The sequence below is a fragment of the Microbacterium sp. UBA3486 genome, assembly GCF_002377845.1.
GTDB classification, from domain to species: Bacteria; Actinomycetota; Actinomycetes; order Actinomycetales; family Microbacteriaceae; genus Microbacterium; species Microbacterium maritypicum_A.
The window spans coordinates 1-14,861 of the sequence record NZ_DFQP01000012.1 but is presented as its reverse complement, the minus strand read 5'-3'; the positions used below and the strand labels follow the sequence as shown (position 1 = coordinate 14,861).

Sequence of the window (14,861 nt, the reverse complement as noted above, 5' to 3'; positions counted from 1 at the left end):
CCGATCGACGTCAGCGCTCGATCGACGTCAGAGTTCGACGGGCGGCGCCGGTTCGGTCTCCGATTCCTCGGGATGACGCGCCAGGTTGACGATCCCGGCGATCAGGCCACCCCACACCGTGACCATGGCGACGATCATCATGACGATCGCGATCGGAGTCATGCGCCGGCTCCCTTCGTCGTGCCGACTGCCGGTATCGCCGAGGTCTCGGTATCCGGTTCGTAGTGCTCCTCGGAGAGGAACTCGTCGTACTCGGGGTCGTCCTTCGCATGCGAGCGCGTGCTCCAGGGCAGCGCCGACAGGATCAGCGCCAGGACGACCAGGGCGATGACCATCCCCCAGCCGAAGATGGCGAGGAACCAGGCGGGATAGCCGCTGTACGGTTCGGAGGTCTTCGCGATGAGCTCGCTGACGAAGAGGTATCCGAGAACGACCGGCGCGAGAACCCCGACGAGCACCTTCCAGACGGTGCCCACCCGGAAACTCGAACGCCGATTGAGGTGCTCGACCAGCACCGGCAGCTTGTGCAGCAGCCAGGCCACGATGATCACCGCCACCAGCGCGACCGCCATGATGCCGAAGGAGTTGACGAAAGCATCGGCCGTGTCGAGCACCGACAAGGCCGTGGTCGTCGAGAAGAGCGCCATCGAGATGATCGCCAACGGGATCGCGACCGTGAGGGTCGTGCGCACGCGCGCCCATCCCAGCTTGTCCTGCAGTGCGGCCACGATCACCTCGAGGATCGAGATGAGGGAGGTGACGCCGGCGAACACCAGGGCTCCGAAGAACAACACACCGATGATCGACCCTCCCGTGGCCTGCGAGACGATCGTGGGGAAGGCGATGAAGGCGAGACCGATTCCGGAGGACGCGACACCGGCCACCTCCGTTCCCTGCGCCTGCGCCATGAATCCCAGCGCCGCGAAGACGCCGATGCCGGCGAGGATCTCGAAACCGGAGTTGGCGAAGGCCACCACGAGCCCGGAACCGGTTAGATCGGTCTTCCGCTTCAGGTAGGACGAGTAGGTCACCATGATGCCGAAGGCGACGGAGAGCGAGAAGAAGATGTGTCCGTAGGCGGATGCCCAGACGCCGGGGTCGGCCAGTGCCTCCCAGTTCGGGGTGAAGAAGGCGTTGAGGCCGTCCATGGCTCCCGGGAGGAACAGGGACTGCACCACGAGGATCGCGAACATCACGGTGAGCAGCGGCATCAGGATCATGTTCGCCCGGCCGATGCCGCGCTTGACGCCCAGCGCCATGATGACGATCACGATCAGCCAGACCACGACGAGCGGGATGCCGACCTGCGGGACGAAATCGGTCGATACACCGACCTCGGCGACGTCCGCCGATCGCAGGAAGTCGATGAAGAAGAAGTCGTTCTCGTTGCCCGCGCCCCAGGTGAGCTGGGCCGAGAACCACGTGTACATCGCCGCCCAGGCGATGATCACCGCGTAGTAGACCGCGATCACGACGCAGATGAGCACCTGCCACCAGCCGAGAGGCTCGGCCGCACGGTGCATGCGACGGAACGCCAGCGGCGCCGACCCACGGAATCGGTGACCGATCGCGTAGTCAAAGAACAGCAGCGGGATACCGGCCGTGAGCAGAGCACACAGGTACGGGATCAGGAAGGCTCCGCCACCGCCCTCGTAGGCGACGTAGGGGAACCGCCAGATGTTCCCGAGGCCGACCGCGGAGCCGATCGCCGAGAGGATGAACACATTGCGCGAGCCGAAGGCTTCACGTTTGTGGGTCTGCGTCGCTGCGGTGGCCATGCGGACGAGGCTACCTGAGGGTCGAGCCGAACGTCGGGTCGGACACAGACACGAGCCGATCCCGCCGCTTCAGTCCAACGCATCCGCCAGCCCGGCCAGGGTGGAGAAGCGACCGTCGAAGGCGTCGGTCTCCGCGGGCGGATCCCCCACCGGACGCGGCACGTACGCGGTCCTCATCCCTGCATCTCCGGCGCCTCTGAGGTCCCAGGCGTGAGCGGCGACCATGAGCACTCTCTCCGGGTCGCCCCCTGCCTCCTCCACCGCGAGCCGGTAGACCCGCGGTGAGGGCTTATAGGCCTCGACGGCATCCGCGGAGAGCGCCCCGTGCCATCGCAGTCCGGCGTGCTCCCCGAGCGCGCGCAGCGACTCCGGGTTCGCATTCGACAGCCCGAGAACATGGAAGCGGGCCGCAAGCCGCGCGACGCCCTCGCACGAATCCGGCCAGGCGGGAAGACGCTTCGTCGCGGTGGCGAGGCGATCGATGGTCCCGGTATCCGTGATCCCCGCGGTCTGCGCCACCCGAGTCGCCGCCTCGCGATCAAGGATTCCGGAGTCGACATAGTCGCGCTCACCCCGTGCGATCCGGCGCTGCTCCCCTTCGATATGACGTTGCCAGACGCCGAGAAGTTCATCGGAATCACGGGGGGAGCCGCCCGCCTCCTCGATGGCGATACGGAGCCCTCCGGGCTCATCGACCAGGGTGCCCAGCACGTCGAAGACGATCGTGGTGATGTCGCGCAGCATGGTTCGAGTCTGCCCCGACGCGGGAGCGCAGGGGCCGGGAACGAGAAAACCCCCGCCTGAGCGGGGGTTCTTCTGCGGAGACGAGGGGATTTGAACCCCTGGTCCCCGTGAGGGGACTCCACCTTAGCAGGGTGGTGCACTCGGCCGGACTATGCGACGTCTCCAGGCATCCGAACCGAAAGCACGGATGCACCTAGCCATCATAACGGGTCGGACGAGCGGTGACGAACCGGCACCCCCGAACTCGCTTCCGACCGACGCGCACGCGGGCTGAGCGGGGATGCGCACTCGCGCTGGGATACTTGCCGCACATCGTGGGCACCCGACGTCCACCGCGCGGAAGAGGACCGATCATGCCCCGCACCGACACCGTGAACGCGGAGAACGCCCACACCCCCTCGCATCGCGAGCGGGACGGCCAGGCGCGCGGTTACGCGATCATCCTCGGTCTGCTCATCGTCTCGTACGGCTTCTGCGCGGCGCAGCCCAGCACCGACCCGAGCCCCTGGGCCTTCCTCGCCATGCTGGCGACGGTGGCGATGGTGTTCTACGTGACCCGTGCACGACATCTCGTGCAGCGTGTGTGGTGGGTGGTGCTCTCGGTCGCCGGTGCCGCCGCCGTCATCGCCGCGCTCTTCGGCGTCGACGGCCCGGTGCTCGCGATCCCGCTGTCGGCCGCATCGATGCTCGCTCTGCTGGTCGCTCCGTGGGCCATCATCGCGCATCAGGTCAACCGGCGGGGCCTCGACCTGGAGGCGCTGCTGGCGGCGATCACGGCCTACATCCTGGTCGGGATGTTCTTCGCCTTCGTCTACAACCTGATCTCGCAGATCTCCCCCACACCGATGTTCGGCGAGGAGAGCCTCGACTCGCTCGGCAACCAGCTGTTCTTCTCGTTCACCGCACTGACCACGACCGGATACGGCAATCTGGTCCCCGTCGGCACCACCGGACAGGGGATCGCCATCGCCGAGGGCATCACCGGGCAGCTGTTCCTGATCACGGCGGTCGCACGGATCATGCGCGGCGCGAGCGCGAAAGGCAGATCGAGCACGCCCGCCTGAGTGCCTTCCGGCGTGCCCGCCGCCCGCCGACCTCATCCGGAAGGGGTGACGCCCGCACGGAGATCGCCCCGTCGGATGCCACGATGAAAAGGCTCGAAGGAGTCACCATGAAGAGATGGGGCGTCATCACCGTCCTCGGCTCCGCGCAGTTCGTGATGGTGCTGGACGGCACCGTGATGAACGTGTCGATATCGACGGTGGTGTCCGACCTCGACACCACCGTGGCTGCGATGCAGGGCGCCATCACGTTCTACACCCTCACGATGGCGGCGTTCATGCTGCTCGGGGCGAGGCTGGGTGACGTGTGGGGCCGCCGCAGGGCGTTCGTCATCGGATCGTGCATCTATGCCGTGGGGTCGCTGATCACGGCGGTGAGTCCGAACGTGCAGTTCCTGTTCCTCGGCTGGTCGGTCGTCGAAGGTCTGGGTGCCGTGCTCGTCATCCCGGCGATCGCCGCCCTCGTCGCCGACAACTACCGCGGCCGTGAGCGCATCACGGCGTTCGCTATCATCGGCGCCGTCTCCGGGGCCGCCGTCGCGGCTGGACCCCTGATCGGCGGGTTCGTCACGACCTACTTCGACTGGCGCTACGTGTTCGCCGCCGAGGTGCTCATCATGATCGGCGTGGTGCTGTGCGCCCGGATCGTCACCGACCCGACGCCACGGCAGAGCGTGCGCATCGACGTCCTCAGCGCCGCGCTCTCGTCGGTCGGGCTGGTCGCGGTGGTGTTCGGGATGCTGCAGAGCAAGACGTGGGGGTGGGTGCTGCCGCTGAACCCGCCCACGATCGGCGGCGTCGTGGTCGCCCCTCTCGGCATCTCTCCCGCCGCCTGGTTCATCGTGCTCGGCGTCGTGCTCCTGGCCCTGTTCTTCTCGCGTCAGCGCCTGCTCGAACGCCTCGGCCGGTCGCCGCTCATCCACGTGGGGATGTTCTCGATCACCTCGCTCCGCAGCGGACTCACCGTCCTCGGGGCGCAGTACACCGTGACCGCAGGGCTCTTCTTCATGGTGCCGGTGTATCTGCAGATGACCCTCGGCCTCGATGCCCTGGAGACCGGGATCCGGATCTTCCCCCTCTCCATCGCTCTCGTGCTGTTCTCGATCGTGGGCACCCGACTCTCGCGCCTCTTGTCTCCGCGGACGATCGTGCGCATCGGACAGCTGACACTCGTCGTCAGCGCCCTCATCCTTCTCGGCTCCGCCACCAGCGACCTGCGCAGCGGCTTCTTCGCGACCGGGATGTTCCTCGCCGGAGCGGCCCTCGGACTCCTCGCCTCGCAGCTCGGGAACGTGAACATGTCGAGCGTGACCGAGAAGGAGACGAGCGAGGTCGGCGGGCTTCAAGGAGTGTTCCAGAACCTCGGCTCGTCGCTCGGAACGGCCCTGATCGGCTCGATCCTCATCGGTGCGCTGTCGACCTCGTTCGCCTCGGGAGTCGCGGCGAGCGACCTGCCCGAGACCACCCAGTCGACCGTGGCGAGCGCCACGCAGCACGGAGTCACCATCGTGCCCGCAGCCGACGTCGCCGCCATCGCGGAGAAGGCCGGGCTGGACGATGCCGACGCCGACACTCTCGCCACGGTCTACCGCGATTCGCAGCTGTCGTCGCTGCGCATCGCGTTCTTCGGGCTCATCCTCATCAGTCTGCTGTCGCTCTTCTTCTCGAAGGGGATACCCCACGCGAACGCCGTCCGCAGACGGCACGGCCAGGAGACGGCTGATCAGGAGGCCGGCTGACCAGCGCGGACCCGGCGGAGACGCCGGTCCGAACGTCGCCGTCGCCGTCGCCATCAGGATCGGGATCGGCGAGGATGAGGACCATGACGACCGTCTCCGCACCCCGCATCGAGCACCACCGGGAACCGTTCGGCATCGGCGAGAGCGCACCGCGCCTGAGCTGGACCACCACGGATGCGCCTGCCGGCTGGCGCCAGGAGCGTTACGCCGTCACGGTGGTGCGCGACGACGCCGAGGAGACCGTCGAGATCACGTCCGCCGAGCAGGTCCTGGTTCCCTGGCCGACTCGTGCGCTCGACTCCCGCGAGCGGGTCGGTGTGCGTGTGGCGGTGCAGGGTGCCGACGGCCGCTGGTCGAGCGAGAGCCCGCAGACCTGGGTGGAAACCGGCCTCCTCCACCCCGACGACTGGTCGGCGCGGCCGGTCGGGCTCGACCTCGATGAGGACCCGGAGAGCGACGCCCGCCGCGCCACCCTGGTGCGGCGGAGCTTCCGGCTCGACGGTGAGGTCTCCCACGCCCGGCTCTACGCCACCGCGCACGGCCTGTACGAACCCGAGATCAACGGCGAGCGCGTCGGCTCCGACACGCTGTCGCCGGGATGGACGGTCTATCGCGAACGGCTGCGGTACTACACCTACGACGTGACCGCCCTGCTCGTCGTCGGCGAGAACGCGCTCGGCGCCTGGCTCGGCGACGGCTGGTACCGCGGACGTCTCGGCTGGCGCGGCGGGTACCGCAACGTGTTCGGAAGCGATCTGTCGTTCCTCGGCCAGCTGGAGATCACCTATGTCGACGGACGACGCGAGACGATCGTGACCGACGACTCATGGAAGGGCGCGCTCTCCCCCATCCTCCGCTCCGGCATCTACGACGGCGAGGACTACGACGCACGCGAGGAGCTCCCGGAGTGGACGACCGCCGCCTTCGATGACGCGCAGTGGCTGCCTGTCGCGGTGCGCGATCGCGATCCGCGCACCCTGGTCGCACCGACGGCGCCACCTGTCAGGGTGAACGAGGAGATCGCCCCCGTCGCCGTGCTCACGTCACCCGGCGGCGCCCGCATCCTCGACTTCGGGCAGAACCTCGTGGGAAGGGTGCGCATCAGCGTGACCGGTCCGCGCGGCACGACCGTCACGCTGCGCACTGCGGAGGTTCTGCAGGAGGGGGAGATCTACACGCGGCCGCTGCGCAGCGCACGCTCCAGCGACTCCTACACACTCGCCGGACGCACCGGCGGCGAGGAATGGGAGCCGCGGTTCACATTCCACGGCTTCCGATATGCCGAGGTCTCCGGCTGGCCGGGCGACCTCGATGCGGATGTCGCGGCCGGCGCTGTGATCGCCCGTGTGCTGCACACCGACCTCGAGCGCACCGGGTGGTTCACCTGCTCCGATCCCCTGGTCGAGCAGTTGCACCGCAACGTCGTCTGGGGCATGCGCGGAAACTTCGTCGACATCCCCACCGACTGCCCGCAGCGTGATGAGCGCGTGGGGTGGACGGGCGACGTGCAGGTGTTCGGCCCGACCGCGTCGACGCTGTTCGACGTCTCGGGGATGCTGTCGGGATGGCTCCGTGACGTGGAGGCCGACCAGCTGCCCGACGGCACGGTCCCGTGGTTCGTGCCCGTGATCCCGTCGCACAAGGTGTGGTCTCCGATCCGCGCCGGCGCCGCCTGGGGAGATGTGGCGACGCTGCTGCCGTGGACCCTGTACCAGCGCTTCGGAGACGAGGGCGTTCTGGCGACGCAGTTCGAGAGCGCACGCCGATGGGTCGACAAGGTGGAATCACTGGCCGGACCCGACCGCCTGTGGAACGAGGGGTTCCAGCTCGGCGACTGGCTCGATCCCGCGGCGCCCCCGCAGGATCCGGGCGATGCCCGCACCGATCGGTATCTCGTCGCCACGGCGTACTTCGCCCGGTCGGCGCGAGCGGTCGCCGATATGGCTCGTGTGCTCGGACGCTCCGCCGACGCGGATCGTTACGGCACGCTCGCCACCGAGGTCGCTGCCGCTTTCCGGGGTGCGTATGTGAAACCCGACGGCACGATGACCTCCGACGCCCAGACTGCGTACGCCCTGGCCATCGTCTTCGACCTGCTCGCCGACGAGACGCAGCGTGCGATCGCGGGGGCACGCCTCGCCGCGCTCGTGCATGCCGCGGACAACCGCATCGCGACCGGCTTCGTGGGCACGCCGCTCGTCTGCGACGCGCTCACCCTGACCGGCCACGCGGATGCCGCCTACGACCTTCTTCTCGAGCAGGGTTGCCCGTCCTGGCTGTACCAGGTCGTGCAGGGCGCGACCACGGTCTGGGAGCGGTGGGATGCGATGCTCCCCGACGGCACCGTGAACCCCGGGACCATGACCTCGTTCAATCACTACGCGCTGGGAGCGGTCGCGGACTGGTTGCACCGCAGCGTCGCCGGGCTCGCACCCGCAGAGCCCGGATACCGCCGCATCCGCTTCGCACCACGTCCCGGTGGCGGGCTCACCCATGCCTCGGCGATGCAGCGCACGCCCTACGGTGACGCCTCGATCGCGTGGCGCGTCGACGAGGGCGAGCTGCATGTCGACCTCGTGGTCCCGGTCGGCGCGACGGCCGAGCTCGACCTGCCCGGAACAGCGGGGGAAGAGCTCGGGCACGGCGCGCACGCGCGCGCCGTGCCCCTGCATTCCTGACGAGTCAGCCGGCGGCGGGACCGCCCGTGTTCGCTGCGGCGATCAGCTGCTCGATCTGCTCGAAGTCGACCGGGAGCCCCGGGAATCCGGCCAGACGTCCGATCGGGAAGGAGGCCATCATCTTCTGCATCGCCTCGTCGTTCGGCATCATCGACGCCGCAGCCGCGTCGCCGCCGAGTCCGCCCATCAGGCCGCCCAGCGCCTGCTGCACGATGGGGCCGGCGACGGGGTGCGCGATCAGGTCGCCGATGGAGGAGTTCATGGTCAGTTCCTGGTGCACCTCGTCACCCGAGACCTCGACCGACGCGGTCGAGCGGATGTCACGACTGGAGGCGGCCACATCGACGGCATAGGCGCCGCCCTCGACCGCCCAGCGGTCGACGCGGATGTCCCAGTAGGCGAGGTCTTCGCGCCGCACGACGAGCTCGACCGTGCGGGTCTCCCCGGCATCGAGCGCGACCGATGAGAAGGCCTTGAGCTCACGAGGTGCGCGCTGCACGATCGACGCGGCCGGGGCGACGTAGACCTGCACGACCTCGCGCCCGTCGCGGTCACCGGTGTTGGTGACGTCGACGCGCACGACGATGTCCCCGTCGGCACCGACATCGGCCGTCGCACGACCGTATTCGAACGTCGTGTACGAGAGTCCGTGGCCGAACGGGAAGGTCACGTCGAGACCCTTCGCGTCGTACCAGCGGTAGCCGACCAGCAGACCCTCGCCGTAGCGCACGTGTCCGAACTCGCCGGGGAAGTTGCCGAATGACGGGTTGTCCTCGAGCCGCACCGGCACGGTCTCGGTGAGCTTGCCGGAGGGGTTCACGGCACCGTAGAGCACGTCGGCCACCGCGCTGCCGCCGGCCTGACCGAGCAGCCAGCTCTCGACGATGGCCGGCACGCGGTCGGCGAAGGGCAGGGCCACCACGCCGCCGTTGGACAGCACGACCACGACGCGGGGATTGACCTCGAGCACGGCGTCGAGCAGGGCGAGCTGCGGCGCCGGCAGGTCGATGTGATCGCGGTCGAAGCCTTCCGACTCCTCGGCAGCGGGGAGGCCGAGGAAGACCACGGCCACGTCTGCCGCCTCGGCGACGCCGACGGCCTCTGCCCGCAGGTCGTCGGCAGTCCGACCGGATGTCGCGATGGTGCCGCCTTCGACGGCGAAGCCCGCGGCGTAGGAGACGTTCTCGCCGCCCACGGCACGCAGTTCATCGAGCGCCTTGTCGACGCGGGTGGGGTTGATCAGCGAAGACCCCGCGCCCTGGAACCGCGGCTCGGTCGCGAACGCGCCGATCACGGCGATCTTCTGGTCGACGGCGAGCGGGAGCAGGGCAGCCTCGTTCTTCAGCAGCACGATGGAACGACCGGCCGCCTCGCGGGCGAGTGCGTGGTGGGCATCGACATCGAGCGGGCCTGCCACGGCCGGGCGCTCCCCGGCCTTGCGCACGAGCTCGATGGCGCGGCCCGCGGCGGTGTCGAGCACGCTCTCCTCGAGCGTTCCCGCACGCACGGCGGCGACGAGCTGCGCATCCGTGCGCCCTCCCGACGCCGGCATCTCCAGGTCGAGGCCTGCAGCGACGCCGGCGACGCGGTCATTGACGGCGCCCCAGTCCGACACGACGAGGCCGTCGAAGCCCCAGTCGTCGCGCAGCACGCTGGTGAGCAGCCACGGGTCCTCCGAGGTCCAGACGCCGTTGAGCTTGTTGTACGAGCACATGACGGTCCACGGCGAGGCGTCCTTCACGACGCGTTCGAACCCGCGCAGGTAGATCTCACGCAGCGGGCGGGGGTCGACGTCGGAGCTCGCACGCATGCGGTCGAACTCCTGGTTGTTCGCGGCGAAGTGCTTGAGCGAGGTGCCGACGCCCTTCGACTGGATACCGCGGACCGAGGCGGCGCCGAGGACGCCGGACACGATCGGGTCCTCCGAGAAGTACTCGAAGTTGCGGCCGCACAGCGGCGAGCGCTTGATGTTGATGCCGGGGCCGAGCACGACGGCGACGTTCTCGATCGCGGCTTCCACGCCGATCGCCGCGCCCACGCGCTCGATGATCTCCGGATCCCACGACGAGCCGATGCCGACGGCGGGTGGGAAGCAGGTGGCGGGGACGCTGCTCGCGAGACCGAGGTGATCGGTGGCACCGGACTGCTTGCGCAGGCCGTGCGGACCGTCGGTCATCATCACCGACGGGATGCCCGCGCGGTCGATGGCCTTCGTGGTCCAGAAGTCCGCACCGCTGGTGAGCGACGCCTTCTCCTCGAGGGTGAGGTCGGAAGCCGAGATCTCGGTCATGGTGTTCCTTTCGCGGGCGACGTCGATGTCCTTGCGAAAACCATATGCCCTTCAGTATTAGATTTCAAACGGCATTCAGGATTAGGGTCGAAGCATGGCACGACGGGGTTCGTATGCGAAAGGCGTGGCGCGACGCGAGGAGATCCTCGAGAGCGCCCTCGACGTGATCGGACGCAAGGGTTACCAGAACGCGTCCCTCAAGGAGATCGCCGAAGTCGTCGGCGTCACCCCCGCTGCTCTCCTGCACTACTTCGGATCGAAGGAAGAGCTCTTCACCGAGGTGCTCCGCAAGCGCGACGAGCACGACGGCCTCGATCCCGCCGGGCTCAGCGACACCGAGGCCAGAGCCGCGTTCATCGGCGTGATCCGCCACAACACCGAGGTCCCGGGTCTCGTCGCCCTGTTCTCACGCCTCTCCGTGGATGCCGCCGACCCGGAACACCCCGCCCACGACTACTTCCTGGACCGCAGCGCGCGCCTGCGCGACTCCATCGCCGACAACTTCGGCGCCGACGACAGACGCTCCACTCTCGACCCGGACACGCTCGCGCGCGTGATCCAGGCGGCATCCGACGGGCTCCAGCTGCAATGGATGATCGACCCGACCGTCGATATGCCCGGCATCATGGGTGCCCTGATCGACGCCCTGCATCCGCCAGTGCCGCCGACCGTCGACTAGCCCTTCACGGCACCCCCGAGTCCGGCCGAGCGCAGGAACACCGACTGGAAGATCAGGAACATCGCGATCGGGATCAGGGTCGCGATCGCCAGCGCCGCCAGGAACACGTCGAGCTCGGTCTGAGACTGCACGGCGGGGAGACGCACCGACAGCGGTTGCACCGCAGGGTCGGGCAGCACGAGCATCGGCCACAGGTAGTCCTTCCACGCGGCGATGATCGCGAACACCGAGACCACGCCGAGGATCGGCTTCGACATCGGCAGCACGATCGACCAGAACAGCCGGAAAGGTCCGGCGCCATCGGTGCGGGCCGCCTCGAACACCTCCCGCGGGAGCGAATCGAAGAACCGCTTCACGAGCAGGATGTTGAACGCGTTCGCGCCCATCGGCAGCCAGACTGCGAGGTAGTTGTTGAGCAGGCTCACGTCCCCGAGCAGCGGCGGATGCACGATCGTCAGGTACAACGGCACCAGCAGCACGATGCCCGGGATGAACAGCGTCGCCAGCACCAGGGCGTTCAGGATCGGCGCGTACTTCGGGCGCAGCACCGACAGCGCGTAGCCCCCGGTCGTCGCGATGAGCAGCTGCACGAACCAGGCGCCGAGGGCGATGATCACCGTGTTGAAGAAGTACTGGTCGATCTGGATGTCGTTCCACGCGGTCGACAGGTTCTCCCAGTCCATGCCGTTCGGCCACAGGGCGAACGGCTGCTGCAGCGTGTCCTGGGTGGGGGTGATCGCCGACTTCGCGAGCCACAGGATCGGCCCGAGCCCGGCGACCACCAGTCCGACGGCGAGGAAGACATGTGTGAGCGACATCCCGATGCGGATGCCGGGCCGCCGACGTTCGGAGTCGGAGATGACGGTGCGGTCCCCGACGCGATCGGCGGCCTTCTCCGCCGCCTTCTCCGCGGCGCGGGTCGAGAGGCGGGTGGTGAGGCTCACGTCGTGCTCCAACGGTCGGTCAGCTTGAAGTACAGCCAGGAGAGGAGGGCGAGGACGATCGCGAGCAGCACCGAGACGGCCGTCGCCTCGCCGTAGTCGCCGCCCAGGCTGTTGCGGAAGGCCTTGTCGTAGATGTACAGCAGCACGGTCTTGGTTGCTCCGGCCGGTCCACCGCCGGTGAACAGGAACGGCTCGAGGAAGACCTGCGCGGTGGCGATCACCTGCAGGATCAGCATGATGAAGAGGATGCCGCGCAGCTGGGGCAGCGTGACGTGCCAGATCTTCTTCCAGATGCCGGCGCCGTCGACCTCCGCGGCGTCGTAGAGCTCGGGCGGCACGCCCAGAAGCGCGGCGAGGTAGATGATGATCGACCCACCGGCGCCTGCCCACGTGGCCTCGAGCACGAGCGAGGGCATGGCCTGCACCGCGTCCTGGATCCACGGCTGTGGAGGGATGCCGACGAAGCCGAGCACGGTGTTGAACACCCCGGACGGGTCGGCGCTGTAGAAGAACTTCCACAGCAGCACCGCGACGACCGGCGGGATCACGACGGGCAGGTAGGCGAGCGCCGAGTAGATGCCCTTGCCACGACGCACCTCGCTCATCAGCACGGCCATCAGCAGCGGCAGCGGGAACCCGAAGAGCAGCGCGAGCACGGCGAACCACAGCGTGTTGATCACGGCGCGGCCGAGTTCGGGGTCACCGATCACGGCGAGGTAGTTGTCGAATCCGACCCACTCGGAGACGATCAGGTTCGTCTTCTGCAGGCTCATGATCACCGACTGCACGATCGGGGACCAGGAGAAGAACACGAACACGAACAGCATGGGGAGCACGAACAGGAGGTTCGCGAGCCCGCCGCCGCGGAACCAGGTGAGGGGCGAGCGGCGGCGGGAGGGGCGCACAGCGGGCGGCGGAGAGGCCTCCACCGCCGCCCGCTGCTCAGAGAGCGTCATCGTCATGAAGCGTTACTCGTCGAGCTTCGCCTGCGCGTCGGTCTGCACCTGAGCGAGCAGAGCGTCGATGTCGGCGTTCTGGTCGGTCAGGACCTTCTGCACCACGGTGTCGAGGAGGGCATACACCTCCTGCGTCTTCACCTTCGGCTCACCCACCGGCGTCTGGTCCCAGATGCGGTCGCTGAACGGCGCCATCTGCTCGACCGGGACGTTGATGTAGTCGGCGATCCACACCTGCGACTCGTCGTACAGCTCACGGCTGAGCACCGGGAGCAGCGGGGTGCCCACCGCCTGGCCGGACTCGTTCAGGGTCTTCGCATCGAGCACCGCCGCGTCCTCGTCCATCAGCTTCTGCATGTAGTACCAGTCGATCCACGTGACCGCCGCCTCCTTCGTCGCGTCGTCGACCGTGGGGCTGATCACCGCGATGTCACCGCCGCCGAGCGTGCCGGGGTCGTCGCCTTCCATGGGCACGACGGTCATGCCGTAGATGTCCGAATCCATGCCGAAGTCGCGTACGAGGGCGGTGTAGATGTCGGAACCCGATGTGTACATTCCGATGTTGCCGGCGGCGAACTCCTGGTTGATCGTTCCCCAGTCGAGGTCGACCTTCGATCCGAACGAGCCGTCCTCCCACTTCACGTCGTGCAGGAACTGCAGCGACGCCTTCGTCGCATCGTTGTCGATCGTCGACTCGGCCGTGCCATCCCCGTTGTCGGTCTGGGTGCGCCCGCCGCGGGCGACGGTCTGCGAGGTGAGCTGCCACCCGCCGGTGTTGTTGATGGCCATCTGCGCATACCCGGCCTTGCCCGTGGCATCCGTGATCTTCTTGGCGGCCTCGCGGATCTCGTCCCACGTCTCCGGCGGGTTGTCGGGGTCGAGCCCGGCCTGCTCGAACAGGTCGCGGTTGTAGTGCAGCGCGGCGGCGTACGCCTGGCGCGGGAAGCCGTAGATCTTGCCGTCGGCGCCGGTGACACCGTCGAGGATGATCGGGTTGAACTTGTCGGTGTAGCCGAGCTTCTCGATCGCGTCGGTCACGTCCATCAGCTGCCCGTTCTCGAGCAGCGTCTTCGAGTCGGTGAACGGCACGGTGAAGACGTCGGGCAGGCTTCCGCCGGCGAGCTGCACGGCGAAGGTCGGGCCCTCCCACTCGTACTCGACGCCGATGATGTCGATGCCGGGGTGTTCCTTCTCGAACTGCTTCTCCTGCGCGGCGAACGCATCGTAGGCCGCAGCGTCCGCTCCCGGGGGGAACGTCGCGACGCGCAGCTCGAGGCGTCCGTCGCCACTGTCGCCGTCGCCGCTGGACGTGCAGCCGGCGAGCGCGCCGACCGTCGCGAGCACAGCGATGCCGGCGACCATGGCCTTCGTTGGTGACTTCATTGTCTGTCCTTCCATGTGGTGCTGATCGGGTGGTGCAGGGCTACTTCGGCGCGCGGTGAGGGTGCGCGGGGACGGCTCGGAGTGCGAGCCAGGCTGTGGAATCGGGAGCCAGCGCGCCGTCGAGTGGCACGCTGGCGAGGAGCACCTCGTGGTGCGCCGGCAGCGGCACGGGTGCGGGCCCGAGGTTCGTGATGCTGAGAGTGCCGTCCCCTCTGCGGAACGCGAGCACATCGGCGCCGAGTTCGAGCCACTCGAAGTCGTCACCGGCGAGGTCGTCGAGTCGACGGCGCAGCGCGATCATCGCGCGGTACAGGTTGAGGGTCGAGTCGGGGTCCCTGTCCTGCGCGTCGACCGTGAGCACCTCCCAGTCCTCGGGCTGCGGAAGCCACGGGACGCCGCCGAAGCCGTACGGCGTGGCCGTTCCGGACCAGGGCAGAGGCACGCGGCATCCGTCGCGCCCCGGGTCGACCCCGCCAGAGCGGAAGTGCATGGGGTCCTCGATCGCGTCGAGCGGCAGTGCTACTTCGGGAAGGCCGAGCTCGTCGCCCTGGTAGATGTAGAGGCTGCCCGGCAGCGCCGCGACGAGCAGCGCCGCGGCGCGAGCGCGGC

General features: G+C 68.3%; 12 protein-coding genes and 1 tRNA gene. 4 read left to right on the top strand and 9 right to left on the bottom strand.

Annotation, left to right across the window (positions count from 1 at the left end; translation table 11 throughout):
• Positions 1 to 27 precede the first annotated feature (27 nt).
• The 4 genes from B2869_RS01565 to B2869_RS01550 all read right to left on the bottom strand — a co-directional run bounded on the left by B2869_RS01565 (position 28) and on the right by B2869_RS01550 (position 2,686).
• Entirely contained in the window at positions 28 to 162 is a 135-nt protein-coding gene (locus B2869_RS01565; protein WP_021198173.1) for a methionine/alanine import family NSS transporter small subunit, read from the bottom strand.
• Positions 159 to 1,778, bottom strand: coding sequence for a sodium-dependent transporter (locus tag B2869_RS01560; RefSeq protein ID WP_021198174.1), 1,620 nt, complete (start codon positions 1,776 to 1,778; stop codon positions 159 to 161). The genes B2869_RS01565 and B2869_RS01560 overlap by 4 nt, the downstream gene beginning before the upstream one ends.
• A gap of 69 nt (positions 1,779 to 1,847) precedes the next feature.
• Entirely contained in the window at positions 1,848 to 2,522 is a 675-nt protein-coding gene (locus tag B2869_RS01555; RefSeq protein ID WP_292761905.1) for a haloacid dehalogenase type II, read from the bottom strand.
• A 75-nt stretch (positions 2,523 to 2,597) separates the two neighbouring features.
• Positions 2,598 to 2,686: transfer RNA gene (locus tag B2869_RS01550), tRNA-Ser, on the bottom strand.
• A gap of 189 nt (positions 2,687 to 2,875) precedes the next feature.
• Here B2869_RS01550 and B2869_RS01545 point away from each other — a divergent pair.
• The 3 genes from B2869_RS01545 (at position 2,876) to B2869_RS01535 (ending at position 8,000) form a co-directional block, all read left to right on the top strand.
• Entirely contained in the window at positions 2,876 to 3,586 is a 711-nt protein-coding gene (locus B2869_RS01545; RefSeq protein ID WP_021198176.1) for a potassium channel family protein, read from the top strand.
• 107 nt (positions 3,587 to 3,693) lie between these two features.
• Positions 3,694 to 5,322 (top strand): MFS transporter, encoded by a 1,629-nt coding sequence (locus B2869_RS01540; RefSeq protein ID WP_292761902.1) that lies wholly within the window; start codon positions 3,694 to 3,696, stop codon positions 5,320 to 5,322.
• Between the two features lie 83 nt (positions 5,323 to 5,405).
• Positions 5,406 to 8,000, top strand: a complete 2,595-nt coding sequence (locus B2869_RS01535; RefSeq protein ID WP_292761900.1) for an alpha-L-rhamnosidase — start codon at positions 5,406 to 5,408, stop codon at positions 7,998 to 8,000.
• A 4-nt stretch (positions 8,001 to 8,004) separates the two neighbouring features.
• Here the strand turns inward: B2869_RS01535 and B2869_RS01530 are convergent, their stop codons facing one another.
• Positions 8,005 to 10,290, bottom strand: coding sequence for a glycoside hydrolase family 3 C-terminal domain-containing protein (locus B2869_RS01530; protein WP_292761898.1), 2,286 nt, complete (start codon positions 10,288 to 10,290; stop codon positions 8,005 to 8,007).
• Between the two features lie 94 nt (positions 10,291 to 10,384).
• On the opposite strand from B2869_RS01530, the gene B2869_RS01525 reads away from it, so the two are divergent.
• Positions 10,385 to 10,969, top strand: coding sequence for a TetR/AcrR family transcriptional regulator (locus B2869_RS01525; protein WP_021198180.1), 585 nt, complete (start codon positions 10,385 to 10,387; stop codon positions 10,967 to 10,969).
• On the opposite strand, the gene B2869_RS01520 is transcribed toward B2869_RS01525, so the two are convergent.
• The 4 genes from B2869_RS01520 to B2869_RS01505 all read right to left on the bottom strand — a co-directional run.
• Positions 10,966 to 11,913 carry a carbohydrate ABC transporter permease gene (locus B2869_RS01520; protein WP_021198181.1) on the bottom strand — a complete coding sequence of 316 codons (948 nt, stop codon included), beginning with the start codon at positions 11,911 to 11,913 and terminating at the stop codon, positions 10,966 to 10,968. The two genes, B2869_RS01525 and B2869_RS01520, sit on opposite strands and share 4 nt — an antisense overlap.
• Positions 11,910 to 12,875 carry a carbohydrate ABC transporter permease gene (locus tag B2869_RS01515; RefSeq protein WP_292761893.1) on the bottom strand — a complete coding sequence of 322 codons (966 nt, stop codon included), beginning with the start codon at positions 12,873 to 12,875 and terminating at the stop codon, positions 11,910 to 11,912. The genes B2869_RS01520 and B2869_RS01515 overlap by 4 nt, the downstream gene beginning before the upstream one ends.
• Before the next feature lie 6 nt (positions 12,876 to 12,881).
• Positions 12,882 to 14,252, bottom strand: a complete 1,371-nt coding sequence (locus tag B2869_RS01510; RefSeq protein ID WP_292761891.1) for an extracellular solute-binding protein — start codon at positions 14,250 to 14,252, stop codon at positions 12,882 to 12,884.
• A gap of 40 nt (positions 14,253 to 14,292) precedes the next feature.
• A partial coding sequence (locus B2869_RS01505; protein WP_292761890.1) for a DUF3459 domain-containing protein occupies positions 14,293 to 14,861 on the bottom strand: 569 nt, incomplete at its 5' end.